The organism is Nostoc sp. DedVER02 (assembly GCF_034530675.2).
Classification (GTDB): domain Bacteria; phylum Cyanobacteriota; class Cyanobacteriia; order Cyanobacteriales; family Nostocaceae; genus Nostoc.
Genome location: NZ_JAVRCP020000009.1, coordinates 168,411 through 186,196 on the forward strand (window position 1 = coordinate 168,411; position 17,786 = coordinate 186,196).

16 protein-coding genes, 1 tRNA gene and 1 pseudogene are annotated in these 17,786 nt (G+C 42.0%); 9 read left to right on the forward strand and 9 right to left on the reverse strand.

What is annotated here, in order from left to right; translation table 11 throughout:
• Positions 1-274 precede the first annotated feature (274 nt).
• Entirely contained in the window at positions 275-1,060 is a 786-nt protein-coding gene (locus RMZ41_RS12585) for an FkbM family methyltransferase (RefSeq protein ID WP_322642825.1), read from the reverse strand.
• Positions 1,061-1,876: 816 nt separating this feature from the next.
• Between RMZ41_RS12585 and RMZ41_RS12590 the strand changes: the two genes are divergently transcribed.
• Entirely contained in the window at positions 1,877-2,578 is a 702-nt protein-coding gene (locus RMZ41_RS12590) for a hypothetical protein (protein WP_322642826.1), read from the forward strand.
• 221 nt (positions 2,579-2,799) lie between these two features.
• A complete protein-coding gene (locus tag RMZ41_RS12595) occupies positions 2,800-4,194 on the forward strand; it encodes a hemolysin family protein (protein WP_322642827.1) in 1,395 nt (464 codons plus the stop codon).
• 246 nt (positions 4,195-4,440) lie between these two features.
• Here RMZ41_RS12595 and queC read toward each other — a convergent pair whose 3' ends face one another.
• Positions 4,441-5,118 (reverse strand): 7-cyano-7-deazaguanine synthase QueC, encoded by a 678-nt coding sequence (gene queC / locus RMZ41_RS12600; protein WP_322642842.1) that lies wholly within the window; start codon positions 5,116-5,118, stop codon positions 4,441-4,443.
• Between the two features lie 339 nt (positions 5,119-5,457).
• On the opposite strand from queC, the gene RMZ41_RS12605 reads away from it, so the two are divergent.
• The 6 genes from RMZ41_RS12605 to rdgB all read left to right on the forward strand — a co-directional run bounded on the left by RMZ41_RS12605 (position 5,458) and on the right by rdgB (position 12,135).
• Entirely contained in the window at positions 5,458-6,540 is a 1,083-nt protein-coding gene (locus RMZ41_RS12605; RefSeq protein WP_292726307.1) for a Gfo/Idh/MocA family protein, read from the forward strand.
• 546 nt (positions 6,541-7,086) lie between these two features.
• Complete coding sequence (locus tag RMZ41_RS12610) at positions 7,087-7,710, forward strand: DedA family protein (RefSeq protein ID WP_322642828.1); 624 nt, start codon at positions 7,087-7,089, stop codon at positions 7,708-7,710.
• 240 nt (positions 7,711-7,950) lie between these two features.
• Positions 7,951-9,123 (forward strand): ParM/StbA family protein, encoded by a 1,173-nt coding sequence (locus RMZ41_RS12615; protein WP_322642829.1) that lies wholly within the window; start codon positions 7,951-7,953, stop codon positions 9,121-9,123.
• 5 nt (positions 9,124-9,128) lie between these two features.
• On the forward strand, positions 9,129-9,608 hold the full coding sequence (locus RMZ41_RS12620; protein ID WP_322642830.1) for a plasmid segregation centromere-binding protein ParR: 480 nt from the start codon (positions 9,129-9,131) through the stop codon (positions 9,606-9,608).
• 425 nt (positions 9,609-10,033) lie between these two features.
• On the forward strand, positions 10,034-11,470 hold the full coding sequence (locus RMZ41_RS12625) for a phosphoglucomutase/phosphomannomutase family protein (protein ID WP_322642831.1): 1,437 nt from the start codon (positions 10,034-10,036) through the stop codon (positions 11,468-11,470).
• 86 nt (positions 11,471-11,556) lie between these two features.
• Positions 11,557-12,135 (forward strand): RdgB/HAM1 family non-canonical purine NTP pyrophosphatase, encoded by a 579-nt coding sequence (rdgB, locus tag RMZ41_RS12630; RefSeq protein ID WP_322642832.1) that lies wholly within the window; start codon positions 11,557-11,559, stop codon positions 12,133-12,135.
• Positions 12,136-12,240: 105 nt separating this feature from the next.
• Here rdgB and RMZ41_RS12635 read toward each other — a convergent pair whose 3' ends face one another.
• The 7 genes from RMZ41_RS12635 to RMZ41_RS12665 form a co-directional block, all read right to left on the reverse strand.
• Entirely contained in the window at positions 12,241-12,579 is a 339-nt protein-coding gene (locus tag RMZ41_RS12635) for a P-II family nitrogen regulator (protein WP_012410794.1), read from the reverse strand.
• A 357-nt stretch (positions 12,580-12,936) separates the two neighbouring features.
• A complete protein-coding gene (locus RMZ41_RS12640) occupies positions 12,937-13,545 on the reverse strand; it encodes a hypothetical protein (RefSeq protein ID WP_322642833.1) in 609 nt (202 codons plus the stop codon).
• Between the two features lie 246 nt (positions 13,546-13,791).
• Entirely contained in the window at positions 13,792-14,640 is an 849-nt protein-coding gene (gene thiD / locus RMZ41_RS12645) for a bifunctional hydroxymethylpyrimidine kinase/phosphomethylpyrimidine kinase (RefSeq protein WP_322642834.1), read from the reverse strand.
• A 332-nt stretch (positions 14,641-14,972) separates the two neighbouring features.
• Positions 14,973-15,044: transfer RNA gene (locus RMZ41_RS12650), tRNA-Asn, on the reverse strand.
• Between the two features lie 148 nt (positions 15,045-15,192).
• Positions 15,193-15,744: an NYN domain-containing protein gene (locus RMZ41_RS12655; RefSeq protein WP_322642835.1), complete on the reverse strand. Its 552-nt coding sequence runs from the start codon at positions 15,742-15,744 to the stop codon at positions 15,193-15,195.
• 400 nt (positions 15,745-16,144) lie between these two features.
• Entirely contained in the window at positions 16,145-16,822 is a 678-nt protein-coding gene (locus RMZ41_RS12660) for an energy-coupling factor ABC transporter ATP-binding protein (protein WP_322642836.1), read from the reverse strand.
• A 13-nt stretch (positions 16,823-16,835) separates the two neighbouring features.
• Positions 16,836-17,108, reverse strand: a complete 273-nt coding sequence (locus RMZ41_RS12665; protein ID WP_012410874.1) for a hypothetical protein — start codon at positions 17,106-17,108, stop codon at positions 16,836-16,838.
• A 329-nt stretch (positions 17,109-17,437) separates the two neighbouring features.
• Here RMZ41_RS12665 and RMZ41_RS12670 point away from each other — a divergent pair.
• A pseudogene (locus RMZ41_RS12670) lies at positions 17,438-17,786 on the forward strand (photosystem II D2 protein (photosystem q(a) protein)); the annotation flags it as partial.

The window sequence follows — 17,786 nt, forward strand, 5'->3', positions numbered from 1 at the left end:
TTATTAGCTAATTCTTAGTGTAAGCTATTGTACCTTAGACAATTCTATAATCATAGCACGAATTTTTCGCCTATGAATACTCAACCTGGGAATCAGCTAGAAATCAAATAAAAAATCTATGAATTTAGAAAGATTTGTCTGCTCAAAAAACAAAATTCGCACTCGCACGACAGCGAGCAACTTATAAAGAGAGAATTTTGTCATAAGTTTGGAGCGATCGCATTTACAGTGAGCAATGCCAAAGCAAGAGTTAAAGCAATAGACTCATTTTAGATTAGGGATAAGCGATAAAATAATAGTTAATACTCTCATAATATTGCTTTTTAAACTCCTCTTCATTTAAAGGCTTTTCGCCATTCAACCATGAATCCAGTAAAGAAATTTTAAGTTCACATTCCAAACAAAGTAAGTTATAAATATCATCAGGTTTAGTTGCATAGTAATCTGCCGCTACTGAACCAAACTCGAATATTATAATAGGCTTGTCTCTTTTAATAATATTTTTTGCGCCAGATAAAACTTGGAGTTCCGCTCCTTCAACATCTATTTTTATAAATGATACCTTTTGATTACTATCTAATTTATTATTTAATATATTATCTAAGAGATCGGTTTCTACACTTATTTCAACTATCTTCTTATCTGATGTAAGATACTGACCCTTTTGTAAACTGCTGTAAGCAGGAGAATCTACTACATAGTTAAATTTTGCAGTCCCTTTTGTATCACTTAATGCCATGTTAAATATTTCAACATTTGGCAAATCAAATTGCTTAATCAAATACTTATATGAAACAGGTAATGGCTCGAATGCAAAAAACCTACCTTGGCTACAATGGCTCAACATTGTGCCTAGTATAATCCCGTGATGACAGCCTATATCTACACAAATCGAGGAAGAGTGTAAAGCTTTTTTGATAACTTTTCCAGTCAAATAATCATAGTTGGCTGCTTTACGGGCTGCTTGTGATAAGAATAATTTTGCTATAGTAAGTTTCAGGTAAGGTATGTTTTCTAAACCTATGAGGGAACGGAGAATATTTATAGCGATAAGTTTCATAATTTTTTATATTGCCACAAACATCAATTCTTTACATTTAATCTTTACATCTAAAATATATATTACTACCAATGACGAAATTTTATTCTACAGCCACAGCAAAAGCCTATATTAAATTACATTAAAAGTCAACCCTTCCTAGCAGCTTATTTACCAGCTATTTATTTTCTTGCTAACTTCCACTGTCTATTGGCTTATTTTGAAACGAGAAAGAGAGCTAATAAACAATAGATATAGAAATGAAAAATAATTTAAATATGTTGCAATGCAATTTATCTACAAGAGTTTCGAGTAACACATAATTAATTTCTGGGGAGGAGATGTCTAGTCCCTCCTTTGGCAAGAAATAAAAAAGTTACACCAAAACCTAAGCCACTAAAACAAGTGACTTAAGCTACTGGAGCTTAACCAGAGGAGCCTCCAGGGGAAAATTAAGTTCTTTTACAATTGATGATATTCCTGTAATAGTGGAGTGGCGCACACAGATTGAGATAGCTAAAACGTATATAAATCCCATTAAAGCGAAACTGTGGCACAACCCGTCAAAGACAGGTTGTACTGTATAAATGATACATGCATGGCGATCGCAACCCATAAAAAGTGATTTGCAAAAACCTGAAACAACGTATTTACGTTGATAGACAAGATTATTATTTTGTAAAGTGCGTAAGCCATATAGCTTACCAAATTTTTATACTACATAATTTAATTATGAAATAGGGCAAACTAATATTGATTAAGTTCGTTTAAGGACTGAGGTCAAAAGCTTCACTATTCTTAAATAGACCAGCATTATTATGTGATAGCTTGTCAGCAATGAAAATAAATTCTACTGTACTTCTTACTTTGATTTTGTTAATCCTGATGATGGGAGCGGGTTCTGTGAGCGCCTTTTTGGGGTTTGAACTAGGGAGTTCAGCACTTAAAGGCGTTACCACACCAGATGGGCGACCCACAACCAAATTTGCCAGCAATAAGGCAAATAGCTCTCAACAGGGAGGGCTAGTGCTATTAAAAGAAGAAGAGATTCTCAAAGTCGTCAAGGCGCGAATTGATGGTAAGACCAAGGCTGCTAAATCAGAAAAGCTAGAAGAAGATGACGAAGAAACCAATACCAGCAAGCAGAAACCAGAGGAGAAACCCCCAGAAGTGGTTGAAGAAAAACCTCTGCCAGGTTTTCCAGTTACTGCCCAAAGCGAAGGTGTAACCATGACTGTGCAATCTGCCCACTACTCTGGTGGTGATTTGCTACTGAAAGTGAAAATGCAGAACAAAGGTAAGGATTCTGTGCGCTTCCTGTATAGCTTTTTAGATGTTACCGATGACAAAGGACGAACTCTGAGTGCTAGTACAGAAGGTTTACCAACAGAATTGCCAGTAAATGGGCCAGCATTTTCAGGTACAGTGAGCATTCCCACAGCTTTACTTGATGATGTTAAAAAAATATCACTTGCTCTTACTGATTATCCAGCTCAAAAATTGAAGTTAGAGGCATCGGATATTCCTGTAGAAAGATAGATTGGGAATTGGGAATTGGTGAATTGGGGAATTGGGAATTGGGGAATTGGGAATTGGGGAATTGGGAATTGGGCATGAAGAAGAGACAAGGTAGACAAGGAAGAGGGGGGAGACAAGAGAGAGACTTATTCAGTAATTCCCCCTTGTCCCCCTGCTCCCTGCCCCCTGCCCCCTCCCTACTCCCTACTTCCTGACCGCTTGCTTCTTGCCCATTCTCCTAAATGGAGGGCGTGAGTTTTACACGAGCTTTGGTGGTGAGTAGTTTTCCTGGTTTAATTTGGACGGACGTGACCCTGCGGTTGTTGTCAGTGCTACTACTGATTGCCATAAATGCCTTTTTTGTGACGGCAGAATTTTCGATGGTGAGTGTGCGGCGATCGCGTATTCACCAGCTAGTTAAGGCAGGGGATATTCCAGCGATCGCAGTCGAAATGCTACAACGTAGTATTGACAGACTACTATCTACCACCCAGTTAGGCATTACCCTTTCTAGTTTGGCGCTGGGATGGATTGGAGAAAGTACGATTGTCGTACTGGTAAATACATGGTTAAAATCCTGGCCTTTACCCAGTGGGATGACTAACTTCCTGGCTCATTCCCTATCAATTCCCATTGCCTTTTTCTTAATCGCCTATTTGCAAATTGTCATCGGAGAATTATGTCCCAAATCCTTAGCTATGCTGTACTCAGAACAGCTAGCTCGGTTTTTGGGCCCTTCAGTAAAGGCGATCGTGCGTTTTTTTGGCCCCTTCATCTGGATTCTTAACCAATCAACTCGTTTTTTATTGCGGATTTTTGGTATCCAATACACAGGACAAGGCTGGAGGCCGCCTGTGACTCCCGAAGAATTGCAACTGATTATCTCTACAGAATGGGGATCTACGGGTTTACAGCGTGCAGAACGAGAACTGCTCAATAATGTCTTTGAGTTTGGGGATGTCATGGCCCAAGATGTGATGATCCCCCGTACCAGTATTATCACGCTGCCAAAAGATGCTACCTTCCAGACATTACTTAGAGAAATGGCTGCTACTGGTTACTCACGCTACCCCGTGATTGGTGAATCTTTAGACGATGTTCGCGGCATTATTTATTTTAAAGATTTGGCACAACCTTTGGCTGTCGGAAACCTAAGTTTAGAGACACAAATCCAACCTTGGATGCGTCCCGCCCGGTTTGTTCCCGAACACACGCCCTTGAGTGAACTGTTGCCCATGATGCAGCAAGAGAAGCCTGCTATGGTCATGGTAGTAAATGAATTCGGCGGTACTGTGGGACTCGTGACTATCAAAGATGTCATTGCCGAAATCATCGGCGACGCAAGCGTTCCTGAAAGCAGCGACGACTTACTGATTCAGATGTTAGATGAGCAAAAATTTCTAGTGCAAGCACAAATTAACCTCGAAGACCTCAATGAGGTTTTGCATCTCAATTTACCCCTGACTAGAGAATACCAAACGCTAGGGGGCTTTTTGCTGTATCAGTTACAGAAAATTCCTGTAAAAGGCGAAATTTTCTGTTATGAAAATCTTGAATTCACAGTGGTATCAGTTGTTGGGCCACGCCTGCATCAAATTCAACTGCGACGGTTGCAAGAGTTAGGAGTTGAGAGTTAGGAGTTTAGCTGAAAAACATCTAAGTTACATAATTGAATTAAATCAAACTCTTATGGGGTGTAATACTGCTCGCTTTGTGCATTTTTAACTCGGAATTTGATTTGGGGAAAAGGTTAAAGGTTTTTTCTTTCCCTTTCCCCTTTCCCTTTAACCGACAAGTCTTGTTATGGGGTGGACATCTTGCCCGCCATAATTATAAAAGTTAAATGGCGAAAAGCTGATGAATTTTAACTCCTAACTCCTAACTCAAGAAGCATAGGTCAGTGGATCAACGAGTCCCAAGTCGGCAAAAGCAGCCAACCGCAAGCGACAAGAATCACACACGCCGCAGGCGACATCTCCACCAGCATAGCAAGACCAAGTTAGCTCCCAAGGAACTCCTAATTGATTCCCCAGTTGGATGATTTCGGTTTTTTTCAGATTGATTAAGGGTGCAACAATCTTAATTGGCTGTCCCTCACGCCCTTGTTTAGTTCCGAGGCGAAAAACTTCCTGCATTGCCTGAATATAGTCGGGGCGACAGTCAGGATATCCTGAGTAATCTAAGGCATTGACACCGATATAGACACGCTCTGCGGCGATCGCTTCGGCGTAACCAAGAGCAAAGCTTAAAAAGATGGTATTACGAGCCGGAACATAAGTAACAGGAATATTTTGAGACATTTCATCGAGCGATCGCTCCTGGGGTAGATCAATCGCGTCATCGGTAAGTGCCGAACCGCCCCATTGTCGTAGATCAAAATTCACTACCTGATGTTTTGCGATCGCAGCCTTTTGAGCAACCTTAAGGGCTGACTGTAACTCTCTTCGATGTCGTTGCTGGTAATCAAAGGAGATCCCATGACATTCACAGCCATCAGCCTTAGCTTGATACAGAATTGTAGAAGAGTCCAATCCCCCAGATAACAGAATTACAGCTTTCATCTCAGTTGCAAATTTTAAATTTAAAATCACCAGATCACACCTCAACCAGATGCCAGAAGGCAATGCCAAGGAGAAAATACACTTAAGTCTTACTGAATGTTTTAAAGTTCATAAAAAGACATATATTTTTGGTAGGAAGTATCAAAGGCAAAGGAAACCCGAACTATCTATACAAAAGATATTTAGATTACGGGAACCGATCGCAAACTTTGAAATTCTTCATAAACATAGGCTCTATGTTACCATCTGGATGGTTTTAGACGGATCGTAACTGGCTTTCGAGTATAAACGCCAACGGCCGTAGCGTCTCTATATTTGGTGGTTGAGGAGAGAATAATAGTGCAAGATAGCATGTCAGTGGCAGAACCGAATCTATATACACAGCGCAACCAGCCACGACCGATCCGCATAGGCGTGATTGGAGTGGGTAACATGGGACAACACCACGCTCGCGTGCTGAGTTCAATGAAAGATGTTGAACTGGTCGGAGTGGCAGATATTAACGTCGAACGAGGATTAGAAACTGCCAGCAACTACAAGGTGCGTTTTTTTGAAGATTACTGTGACCTGCTACCCCTTGTGGAAGCAGTTTGTGTAGCTGTTCCCACCCGTCTGCACTATGCCGTGGGCATCAACTGTCTGCTAGCGGGAATTCATGTTTTGATTGAAAAACCGATCGCAGCCAGTATTTCTGAGGCAGAGTCTTTAGTAAATGCCGCAGCTGAGTCTGGATGTATCCTGCAAGTAGGACATATTGAGCGTTTTAACCCAGCTTTTAAAGAACTAAGCCAAGTTCTGAAAACCGAGGAATTGCTGGCGCTAGAAGCCCACAGAATGAGTCCTTACTCAGATCGAGCAAATGATGTTTCGGTTGTGCTGGATTTAATGATCCATGACATTGACCTACTTTTGGAACTAGCGGCTTCTCCTGTAACAAAATTGACTGCTAGCGGGACTCGCTCCTTAGACTCTGGTTATTTAGATTATGTAACCGCTACATTGGGGTTTGCCAATGGTATTGTTGCTACTCTAACCGCCAGTAAAGTCACCCACCGCAAAATTCGTCGGATTGTTGCCCACTGCAAAAATTCATTTACTGAAGCAGATTTTCTCAAGAATGAAATTTTGATTCACCGACAAACGACTGCCAATTCTCTCACCGACCACCGACAAGTCCTTTACAGACAAGATGGTGTAATTGAAAAAGTCTATACCAGCAATATTCAACCACTAAGTGCAGAATTAGAACATTTTGTCAACTGCGTACACGGTGGCAATCAACCGTCAGTAGGTGGCGAACAAGCTCTTAAAGCCCTGAGACTGGCAAGTTTAATTGAACAGATGGCGCTGGAAGATCGAGTTTGGAATCCATTAGACTGGCAATCGGAACCAAGGGTACAATCACTAACCCCGACAGCCTAGAAGAAGAGGGCAAAGGAAAATAAGGGAGCAAGAGGGGACAGGGGGAAATTTTCTCTATCCTCTCACCCACAATCTTAATTTCAGAAGAAAACCCTAGAATATATTTTTAAATTTGCCATCAAGTCTTTAGATCCCCCTTAGTCTTTTACAAAACTTACTAAGGGGGATCTAAAAAATTAGAAAATAAAACTTAGTGGCTTGTTTCATGAATTTTGTCAGGTTCGTAGCGAGCGATTTATCACTCAATTTCAAGACTTAGAGCGACTTGTAGCAACTTGCAAGTAAATGAGATACAAAAGGCAGGACTCAAAATCAGATATGAAGAGTTTTTATTTTCTGCCTCCTACCTTACGAACTTTTCTAACCCTCGAAATTAATGAAACAGACCCCTAGCTTCCACTCGTTTTACTCTATTCTTTCAGTTACGATGCCAATTAGTGCAGCCAAGTTGCTTGGACTTTAACAAGCTGGGATAATTACCTTTTAAAAAAGCTAAGGCTAAATCTTAGTAACAAGACTAGTGCAGTAATTTCAGGAATTGACTCAATGCTTGAATGGATAACTAATACTATCAACTATTTTGGCTATTGGGGAATTGCCCTGCTAATGTTCCTGGAGAACCTTTTTCCCCCAATTCCTTCAGAATTGATTATGCCACTGGCTGGATTTACAGCCAGTCCATATCAACCAGGAGGAGCAAAACTAAATATCATTGGTGTGTTTTTCGCAGGACTTTTAGGTTCTACATTGGGCGCACTTATTTGGTATTATCCGGGTAAGTTTTTGGGTGAAGCTCGTTTAAAAACTTGGGCTGACAAGTATGGCAAATGGCTGGCTATATCCAGTAAAGATATCACCAAGGCCAAAGAGTGGTTTGATCGGCAAGGTAGAAAAGCAGTATTAATTGGTCGTCTTGTACCAGGAATTCGCACCTTGATTTCTGTTCCCGCAGGGATCAGCAATATGCCCTTGCTACCATTCTTGTTTTACACAACATTAGGTAGCGCGGCTTGGGTGGGTTTGCTAACATACTCAGGATACGCCTTGGGTAGTCAGTATGAACTTGTGGATAAGTACCTTGCTCCTGTATCCAAAATCGTACTTGGGGGTTTGGTTCTAGCATTTGTTTTTTGGATATTTAAGCGCCAGTTAAGACGTACTAGAAGATGAAACACGGACGCTTTTGGTTTGAAAGCAGTAAAAGCAGGGGTTACATCTGGCCAAAATTCGCCTACACTATGCCAAATAATACTAGATGTGCGTTGGCATGAGCTTATCGGAGATATGGCCCGAATTAATTTTTGGCGTATTTCTAGCTACACTTGACGCAACCTAGAATTTCTGGTTGCTCGCATTTTTGTAAGATGAGCATGACAACTTTTTACAGTTAAGTTTGAACTAGGAGCTTTCATGACAGACCAACCTTCCGCCGCTAACCCGATGAATAGTGCTGCTATACCCATGAATAGGCAGCCGTTAGCATCGACAACTCCCATAAATGCTGTTAATAATAATCCTCCTACCACCGGTACAAAGCCAGGCGGTGGTTCCGGTAAAACTATTCTCAGTGTTGATTTAGGTAGAACTTCCACAAAAACTTGTGTGAGTCGTGAACCTGGTAGTGTGGTATTCGTACCTGCTAACGTCAAGCAGATGTCGATAGAACAAGTACGCGGTGGTGTTTTTGAAGCCAGAGCTACTGACCCCTTAATGGATTTGTGGCTGGAGTATCAAGGAAATGGATACGCTGTTGGTCAACTAGCAGCAGATTTTGGGGCCAATCTAGGAGTTGGCCAATCGAAGGTAGAGGCTGCACTGGTAAAGGTGTTAGCAAGTGCTGGCTACTTCAAGTTGAGAGACGATATCTCAGTTGTACTTGGTCTGCCTTTTCTTTCTTTAGAGCAATTTGAAAAGGAAAAAGCCCAGTTGATTAGCCAAGTAGGTGGGCCTCATGTGTTGAACTTCCGAGGCGAATCTATATCGTTGAATGTAAGTAAGGTATGGGTAATGCCAGAAGGCTACGGCAGTTTGCTATGGTCTGAAGCTCAACCGAAGAAAAGCCCTGGTAGTCCCGATTTTACAAAAATATCGGTGGCGATCGTTGATATTGGACATCAAACCGTCGATCTTTTGATGGTAGATAACTTCCGTTTTGCCAGAGGTGCTTCTAAGAGCGAAGACTTTGGGATGAATAAGTTTTATGAATTGGTGTCCGCCGAAATCGAGGGAGCAGATAGTCAATCTCTAGCTCTGATTTCCGCTGTGAACAAACCCAGAGGTGAACGCTTTTACCGTCCTAAAGGCGCTAGCAAGCCCACCAACCTAGACGATTTTCTTCCTAACCTTACAGAGATGTTTTCACGCGAAATCTGTAGCCGTGTGCTAGCCTGGTTGCCAGAACGCGTCACCGATGTGATTCTCACTGGCGGGGGTGGTGAGTTCTTCTGGGACGACGTTCAACGTCTACTCAAAGAAGCAAAGATTAATGCTCATTTAGCAGCACCTTCTAGGCAGGCGAATGCTTTGGGGCAGTATATTTATGGAGAGGCACAATTATCCTCCAATCGCGCTGCTAGGGCATAAAGCTGATGTTCCAATGGTCAAAAAAGGTAGTTAAATCCGTCACGTTCAACCCAGAGCTTGCTGATGAAAGCTTGTTAGCACAAGTAGAAAGTTATTTGGAAAAACAACCAGACAAGACTTTCAGCGACCTCTGTAAAGAAGCCTTGTGGCAATCTTTATGTGTACCGGAATCTGTACAACCTGCTCCACAAACAGCAGCAACAACACCGGTTGAACAACAAATCGGTGAACTGCAACGTCAAGTGGCTGGACTTGAGGAACGTTTTTTTGCCAAGGGATCTAATCGTTTGGAGACGATGGAACACCATTTACTGCAACTTTCTCAACAAGTTGCACAACTGGCGCTCATAGTCAACGATCGCTCGTTTGTTCCGTCTCCAACTCAATTAGAAGTAGTAAATAATACTTCTTATACTGTTGCTACCCCTCCTCAAGAGGTTGACCCCGTAATCAGTCGCCTTAGTCAGTTTCTCGATGATTTTTAAGGAACAATCAGGTTTGTGAGCAGTTTTTGCTCATGTTAACAATCCTTAATAGTATTAACTATTAAGGATTATTAATGTTTATATTTTTTAGAAATGCGATCGCGTCTATTCAAGTTATAGAAAGTGATATCCATAAAATACTTTTTACAAAATTAACACTGATTTCACTAAGATTAGCTCCTTTGAGATCGACTCCGCTAAAATCTCTCTCTCCAGCAGCGTAACGTCTAAGCAATTGTTTACCGTTCATAATCTGCCTTTTGCATCAACTAATAAAAGAAATAAACCCGATCGCACCTCTGCAATACACAAATCGGCTAACTTTTGTGCTGAATATTATTAGTACATATTATTACTAGATTCTTTTTTTACTCTGCACACTGTATAAATGCTAGAATCCTCAAGTAGACAGTTAGGATACCTAGATGCCAGTTGTAGCTAACTCAATCAAGTTTGGTACAGACGGCTGGCGGGGCATTATTGGTGACGAGTTCACCTTTGAACGCCTAGCCCTGGTCGCGCCAGTTGCCGCAAAAGTATTATATGATACGTATTTTTCTACGGTTGGTAGCCGGACAATAATTGTCGGTTACGATCGCCGATTCATGGCCGAAGACTTTGCTCGTGCTGTTGCTGATACTGTCAGTGCTGTCGGCTTTGATGTGCTACTGAGCGAAACCTTTGCCCCAACTCCAGCTTATAGTTGGGCTGCAAAACAACTCAATGCTTTAGGGGCACTGGTAATTACAGCCAGCCATAATCCTGGTAAATATTTGGGTTTAAAAGTCAAGGGTTATTTTGGTGGGTCGGTACCGCCAGAAGTCACAAAAGATATAGAAGATCAGTTGTCCGTGGGAGTACCATTAGCAGCTACCCCAGGTAAGCAAGAGAAGTTCGATCCTTGGCCTAGTTATACCCAAGCTCTAGAAGGTAAAGTTGATATTGCCAAACTTCGAGATGCGATCGCATCTGGCAAATTAACGTTATTTGCCGATGTCATGCATGGCGCGGCTGCTGGCGGATTAGCGAGACTACTAGGAAATCAAGTCAAAGAAATCAATAGCGATCGCGATCCCCTATTTGGTGGCGGTGCGCCGGAACCCTTGCCTAAATACCTTTCAAAGCTATTTGAAGTCATCAAGACTCACAAAGAAACCGATAAATCAGGTTTAACGGTGGGGTTGGTATTTGATGGAGACTGCGATCGCATTGCAGCAGTAGATGGAGAAGCAAATTTCCTAAGCTCCCAAGTATTAATACCAATATTAATCGACCACTTAACTCTGCGGCGTGGCTTTACTGGGGAAATAGTCAAAACCGTTAGCGGTTCAGACTTAATGCCCCTTGTAGCAGCATTACATAACCTCTCAGTCTTTGAGACAGCAGTTGGTTATAAATACATAGCTGACAGAATGTTGGTAGCAAAAGTGTTGCTCGGTGGTGAAGAGTCAGGAGGAATCGGCTATGGTAGCCATATTCCCGAACGCGATGCGCTGCTGTCAGCATTGTATGTCCTAGAGGCGATCGTTGACTCTGGTTTGGATTTAGGTGAGTATAATCGCTACTTGCAAAAACAAACAGGATTTACCTCAGCTTACGATCGCATTGATTTACCCTTAGCAAGTATGGAAGTGCGATCGCGTCTTTTGCAACAACTGCAAACCGAACCCTTAACGGAAATTGCAGGTAAAGCAGTGATTGACTGTCAAACAATTGACGGCTACAAATATCGCCTCGCGGATAAAAGTTGGTTAATGATTCGGTTTAGCGGTACTGAACCAGTTTTACGCCTTTACTGCGAAGCCTCAACAATTGAGCAAGTGCATCAAACTCTTGCTTGGGCGAAACATTGGGCGGGGTAAAATTCATTATTAGTCATTAGTCATTTGTCCCTTGTCCTTGGTAAATGACCAATGACTAATTACCCATGACCAATGACTAATGACAAATGACTAAATTACTTGTAGTGGCTACAGGAAATCCAGGTAAGTTGAGGGAAATGCAAGCTTACCTGGAAAATTCTGGTTGGGAATTAACCCTTAAACCTGAAGAATTGGAAATTGAAGAGACGGGCGAAACTTTTGCCGCTAACGCTTGTCTGAAAGCATCGCAAATTGCTAAAGCTACAGGAAATTGGGCAATTGCTGATGATTCCGGCTTGCAAGTAGATGCCCTAAATGGCGCACCAGGGGTATATTCTGCACGTTACGCCAAAACCGACTCAGAACGCATTGCTAGGCTATTGAAAGAATTAGGTAACGAAGTCAATCGACAAGCTCAGTTTGTTTGTGCAGTAGCGATCGCTCGTCCTGATGGTGCGATCGTATTACAATCTGAAGGTATTTGTTGTGGTGAAATTCTTCACGCACCTCGTGGTGATGGTGGTTTCGGGTACGATCCAATTTTTTATGTCCGAGAATTGCAATTGACCTTTGCTGAGATGACACGCGAATTAAAGGGGTCAATAAGTCATCGAGGCAAGGCTTTTAAAGCTTTACTTCCGCAACTAGAGAGAATTAGGAGTTAGGAGTTAGGAGTTATAAATTCTGCTAAATCTTCATTCATTAGTCCTGACTCATAACTCATAACTCCTGTACAGACGCGATTAATCGCGTCTCAACTCATAACTTTTTTAAACCGCTTCTGTGTTCTTTTCGCCAGTACGAATCCGAATCACTTGCTCAACAGGCGAGATGAAAATTTTACCATCGCCGATTTCACCAGTGCGGGCAGCAGCAATAATTTTGTCTACTACCATATCAACCTGATTGTCATCAACGACGATTTCCACTTTGAGTTTTTGCAGAAACTCGACAGTGTACTCAGAACCGCGATACCGTTCAGTTTGGCCTTTTTGCCGTCCGAACCCTCGAACCTCAGAAACAGTCATACCGACAATACCAGCATTAACCAAAGCAATTTTTACCTCATCTAGCTTAAATGGACGGATAATAGCTTCTACTTTTTTCATCTTCTTGACTCCTGACTTCTACTAGCTTTGTTTATATATCTAACCAGATCCACTGTCTGAAGCTGTAACTAGCAGTGCTTTTCCTAAAAGATATGTAATAATTACCACTTTTTTCAGGTGTAGATTCTTTGCCTGATGTTTGAGATATGAGAACCAGCAAGGATTTATTGATTGGATAATCTTTGAGGTTCTAATATAAACAATTTGCTGGCAAGCTAGTATTTTTTGTAGCTTTTATAACCTAAAAATAGATAAAATTCCCTATTTAGCAGATATCTTTAGATCTTTAGAGAGTGATTGCATAGAAATTACGTGTTAGACCGATACCCTACTGCTGCTGACCGTGGGAGTGTTAAACTAACGTTTCTGATGTTCAAACAAGGGACGTACAACGAAATATCCAGCACTAAAGGCAGTAAGCATGATTAACAAGATGGTGATAATTAACCACCAGCCATTGATTCCCTTGGCATCTGGCTGAGTAGTGGAATAATAACTTACTTGTTGCTCTTCTATAAAAACTGGTTGTTGTATCGGGAAATTCATTTCCATTACAGGTGTAGAAAAGTTTTGGCGGCGGCTTTTTTCGGACGGGGCTTTGGGGGCAACAGGTGACTGCGGATGAGCAACCTGCTGACGTGGAGGTGCTTGAGTTCCTGGCTGGTTGGCAGCGCTTTTCACGCCGCTAGAAGCTTGAGCAGTTTGGTGATAATTAGGCGTAGTATGGGAATCCGCAAAATTTTGCAAATGAGAAAAAGACTCAACAACTTTGATAATTTCTTGGCGTAATAGTTGATTTTCTTGTGTTAGTTGCTGATTCTGAGTAGTGAGTGCATTTAGCCTCGCCTGTGCTGCTTGCAACTCTGTTGACAATTCCCTGTATACAGATAGTGGTACAGAGGGAGGGTAGGCTTGAGTAGTCGGTATTGGCGAATTCCTGTGAACAGAACCTATGGTTGTTCGCATCGGGGCTTGGTATTAAAATCAAGGTAAGTAGATTGTACAGAGATGCTAACAGAGATAGTCAGCCCTGAAACTATGCCCAAGAATAATAGAAAAATTCCGAAAGGGCAAAGATTTATTATTTGGACATTGGGCATCAGATAATCTTCCTAGTGCAACACGGCGTAAATAAACAACCCATTCAAAATCAAGAAAACGCTTACGCTGTATTAATTTTGAATTTTGAATTTTGAATTCCGCCTTGCGGTACTAGTCCCCAGTCCCCAGTCCCGAGTTCCTAGTCCCCACAATTGGGAAAAAGTGTCCTACAGGGCCTTGCCCTTTGCCAATATCTAGGGAGTAAGTGAGTGCTGTAGTCACATACTCCTTTGCCTGTTGCACTGCTGGCCACAAGTCATTTCCCTTAGCCAGATTAGCAGCGATCGCAGCTGATAGTGTACAACCAGTACCATGAGTATTTTTTGTCTTTACTTGCTTTGTAGTCACAACTTCCAACTTGTCTCCATCAAACCAGATATCAACGCCACGTAAATCTCCCTGCATACCACCGCCCTTAACTAAAACAGCCTTCGTCTGTAAAGTCTTGTGAATAATTTCAGCAGCAGCTTGCATATCCTCCAAGGAATTAATTTGTAAACCGCTCAGAATCTGGGCTTCGTAGCGATTTGGCGTAATGATAACTGCCTTGGGAATTAGAGCATCGCATAGAGTCTTTACAGCATCATCATCAATCAATTGTGCCCCTGTACGTGACACCATTACTGGATCAACTACTAGATTCTCAATTTGTAAAGCTTCCACCTGCTGGGCAACAGCAAAAATAATTTCCTGATTGAGCAACATACCTGTTTTGGCAGCTTGTACGCCAATATCCTCAACAACTGCCTGAATTTGCGCCATGACAGCCTCTGTTGCCATAGCATCGACTCTTTTCACTCCTAGAGTATTTTGTGCCGTGACGCAGGTTATGGCGCTAGTACCGTGGACACAATGAAAAGCAAAGGTACGTAAATCAGCTTGAATTCCTGCACCGCCACCACTATCTGAACCAGCAATAGTTAAAGCAACAGGTATTCTGGAGTTTATTTCGATGTTCATATCATGAAGATTAAGTGAACTACCTATACTGAACATTACGGTATAGTGTAGACTTCCCAATTCAATGGGGACTGACTCAATCGTTATAGATTTTTTACGTTCTGATGACTATGGTCTTAACATCCCCTCCAAGAGCAGAAACGCTAGTTCCTAAAGCCAAAATTCGTAATCCTTGATTACATTCATTTTATCAAGTGGTGCGAAAGCCAGCCTCAAAGCTGGATTCCGCCTCTTTTAATGCACTCTATTGACAAAAGTGCAATTATATTAATCATTTACTAATGAAAAGCGATAGATTATGGTTAATAACCTATACTTCCAAAATTTTTAAACTCCCCAGGCCGGATTCGAACCAGCGACCAATCGATTAACAGTCGATCGCTCTACCACTGAGCTACTGAGGACCACTCACGATTTATAATCTTACGGCTAAAAACAGGATTTGGCAAGTACTTTCGCCAATATTTTTTAGATGCTTAAATTTAGATAATTTTTACAGCCAAAATCCATTCAGAGACTTAAGCAGAGACTCTTAAATATAGATTTAGATATCTACTGTAATCCCATTCGTAATTCAGCCAGACGCTGCCGTGCCTTAGCATCGATGGCATTAGCTAAAAACCTACTCTTAGATTGTTTGCGCGTATGATACTTCTGTCGCATCCGACAGACGGTAGCTTCCACTTCCCCACAGAGTTGTTGCGCTGACAACCATTCAGCTCCATACCCTTGTATCATCAGCTGTTGTGCCCGATCTGATGTAGCAACAATCACACGAGAAATTAAAGATTGAGCTATTTGATGGCGAAAAGAAGCACAGGATTTTTCAATATAAGTATCTGCTGTTTGCCCAAAATCAGTGTAATAAACAGATAAAAGCTCAGTAATTATTTCTTTATTACTAGAGCAATTCTGATATTGGGCATCAAAAACTATCTGAGTTGCATAACCTTGAAACGCACTATAACCAGTCATCGCTTCTACAAGTTCGCCCCGTGCGGCCTCTAATCCAACACTATCGCGCGTTTTTTTAAGGCAAGGCCAAGCGCCTATTATATTGTAGCCGTCCACCAATAAAACGGCTTGGAGTAAGGAACGGGGCATGGTTTTTAATCACAATTTTCTAGAGTTAACAAAATTCATTCATAAGTTTTATAATAATTGATGCATTGTCTGTAACACTATGCTACACAGGATAAAAAATACGCTAGCCTTATAAAACTACAACCTAATAGCGTTTTGATTTTGAATCGAGAATTCTTTCTCTTCAAGGGTTCTATGATTTCATCTGTCGCAATGCTTTTTAAGTTGGTATAAATTATGGATGTACCAATTGAAAACGCGCCTTTGTTTAAAAGGCGCGTTACAGTTTTTTTAAGTAATGGTGAAAATAGAGAGTGCTGAGAAAAAAACACTCAATAAAGAGCAGAACATATACTGAGAACTAAAATTCTAAGTACTTTTTACAAGACTCAGCACTCAGCACTCAGAACTCAGCACTAAATTAAGAGGCTTCACTGTGTACCTCCATCAGACGTTGTTTGAGGCGTTGGGCTTCACCTCTATCTACCAGAGAGCCTTTTTCTAACAAAAAAGCGCCGTCACAGTAATTTAACTCGTCTAATCGATGTGTTACCCACAGCGCTGTAATCCCTCTACTTTTTACAAGCCGACGGACACTAGCAACTAAATCCAACTGGCTATCTGGATCTAGTAAGGCAGTAGGTTCATCTAATAATAAGACTTCACAGCGACGGGCGATCGCACCTGCGATCGCCACTCGTTGTTTCTGTCCCCCAGAGAGTGCATAAATAGGTCGTCGTTGGAAGGTAAGCAAATTCACCGCTCCAAGCGCCTCTTCAACCCTGGCCCTAGTGGCAGCAGGTGGCAACTTTTCTTCCACCAATCCAAAAGCCACATCAGCACCAACCGTTGGCATTACCAGTTGATGATCTGGATTTTGGAAAACAAAGCCAACGGGGTGCAAAACCCGAATTTCGCCAGATTCAGCAGCCAACAGCCCCGCCAGCAGTCTAAGTAACGTTGATTTTCCGCTGCCATTTGTGCCCAAGAGCATCCAAAACTCACCCTTGGGTACTTCTAAAGAGCAAGATTTGATAACTTTCTCTCCATTCGGCCAACTGAAATTTAAATCTTTGACCTCAATGCCCACTTGAGCCATTTGTCAACCTTGGTTACTCAGCAGCTACAGCGAAAAATCCAGGTGGTCTGCCACCGCCAGGGGTTGTACCATCTTTCTGAACAATCTGCACCCCAGAAATTTCACTAGCGCGGACAGCAATTTTTTTCTCTGTCTTGCCCTCGCACTTGAGTTCCACAATGTCAGGATTTCCAGAACGGATGGCTGCCAAAATTAGCTGATAGACAGCCTCAGCATCCTCTGCTGACTTACGTTGTACCGAAATAGGGAAAGCAGTGTTTCTGATGCTTAAATCGATGGTAAACATTTAGCAATAATCAAATTTAACTGTGGACTCATTTTAGCGTCAGCTGAATGATTCTAGGGAAATGGGCATTGCATTGGGCATTGGGCATTGGTTATTTTTCTATGCCCCCTCTGCTATTTAATTTCACCTCATCTGCTGGAGCAAAAATAAATTTTTATGACAAAACCCCTAGAAAAATTAGCGATTTACACCTAATATGATTAAAGGTGTGTAAAAAATTGTAAACTTGGTTAACAACCCGGTTAACTTTCTGCTTATAGAAGGCTTTTATATAGCCGTCTATAATACAGATACAACCTGTACTTATAAACATTTGGAGATTTGCTGTAATGACCATCGCAGTTGGACGTGCGCCCAGTAGAGGGTGGTTTGACGTTCTAGACGACTGGCTCAAGCGCGATCGCTTCGTATTCGTAGGTTGGTCAGGGATACTATTGTTCCCCTGCGCCTTCCTAGCACTAGGCGGTTGGCTGACCGGCACCACCTTCGTCACCTCTTGGTACACCCACGGATTAGCCTCCTCCTACCTAGAGGGTGCTAACTTTCTAACAGTGGCAGTATCTACTCCCGCCGACAGCATGGGACACTCCCTATTGCTGTTGTGGGGGCCAGAAGCCCAAGGGACGTCTATCACTGAATGTGGAGTAGCGGCCTTGTGGCCATTCGTTGCCCTACACG

Coding starts and splice junctions, on each gene's coding strand:
- RMZ41_RS12585 (WP_322642825.1), bottom strand. CDS start 1,060: ATGAAACTTATCGCTATAAATATTCTCCGTTCCCTCATAGGTTTAGAA.
- RMZ41_RS12590 (WP_322642826.1), top strand. CDS start 1,877: ATGAAAATAAATTCTACTGTACTTCTTACTTTGATTTTGTTAATCCTG.
- RMZ41_RS12595 (WP_322642827.1), top strand. CDS start 2,800: ATGGAGGGCGTGAGTTTTACACGAGCTTTGGTGGTGAGTAGTTTTCCT.
- queC (WP_322642842.1), bottom strand. CDS start 5,118: ATGAAAGCTGTAATTCTGTTATCTGGGGGATTGGACTCTTCTACAATT.
- RMZ41_RS12610 (WP_322642828.1), top strand. CDS start 7,087: ATGCTTGAATGGATAACTAATACTATCAACTATTTTGGCTATTGGGGA.
- RMZ41_RS12615 (WP_322642829.1), top strand. CDS start 7,951: ATGACAGACCAACCTTCCGCCGCTAACCCGATGAATAGTGCTGCTATA.
- RMZ41_RS12620 (WP_322642830.1), top strand. CDS start 9,129: ATGTTCCAATGGTCAAAAAAGGTAGTTAAATCCGTCACGTTCAACCCA.
- RMZ41_RS12625 (WP_322642831.1), top strand. CDS start 10,034: ATGCCAGTTGTAGCTAACTCAATCAAGTTTGGTACAGACGGCTGGCGG.
- rdgB (WP_322642832.1), top strand. CDS start 11,557: ATGACTAAATTACTTGTAGTGGCTACAGGAAATCCAGGTAAGTTGAGG.
- RMZ41_RS12635 (WP_012410794.1), bottom strand. CDS start 12,579: ATGAAAAAAGTAGAAGCTATTATCCGTCCATTTAAGCTAGATGAGGTA.
- RMZ41_RS12640 (WP_322642833.1), bottom strand. CDS start 13,545: ATGCGAACAACCATAGGTTCTGTTCACAGGAATTCGCCAATACCGACT.
- thiD (WP_322642834.1), bottom strand. CDS start 14,640: ATGAACATCGAAATAAACTCCAGAATACCTGTTGCTTTAACTATTGCT.
- RMZ41_RS12655 (WP_322642835.1), bottom strand. CDS start 15,744: ATGCCCCGTTCCTTACTCCAAGCCGTTTTATTGGTGGACGGCTACAAT.
- RMZ41_RS12660 (WP_322642836.1), bottom strand. CDS start 16,822: ATGGCTCAAGTGGGCATTGAGGTCAAAGATTTAAATTTCAGTTGGCCG.
- RMZ41_RS12665 (WP_012410874.1), bottom strand. CDS start 17,108: ATGTTTACCATCGATTTAAGCATCAGAAACACTGCTTTCCCTATTTCG.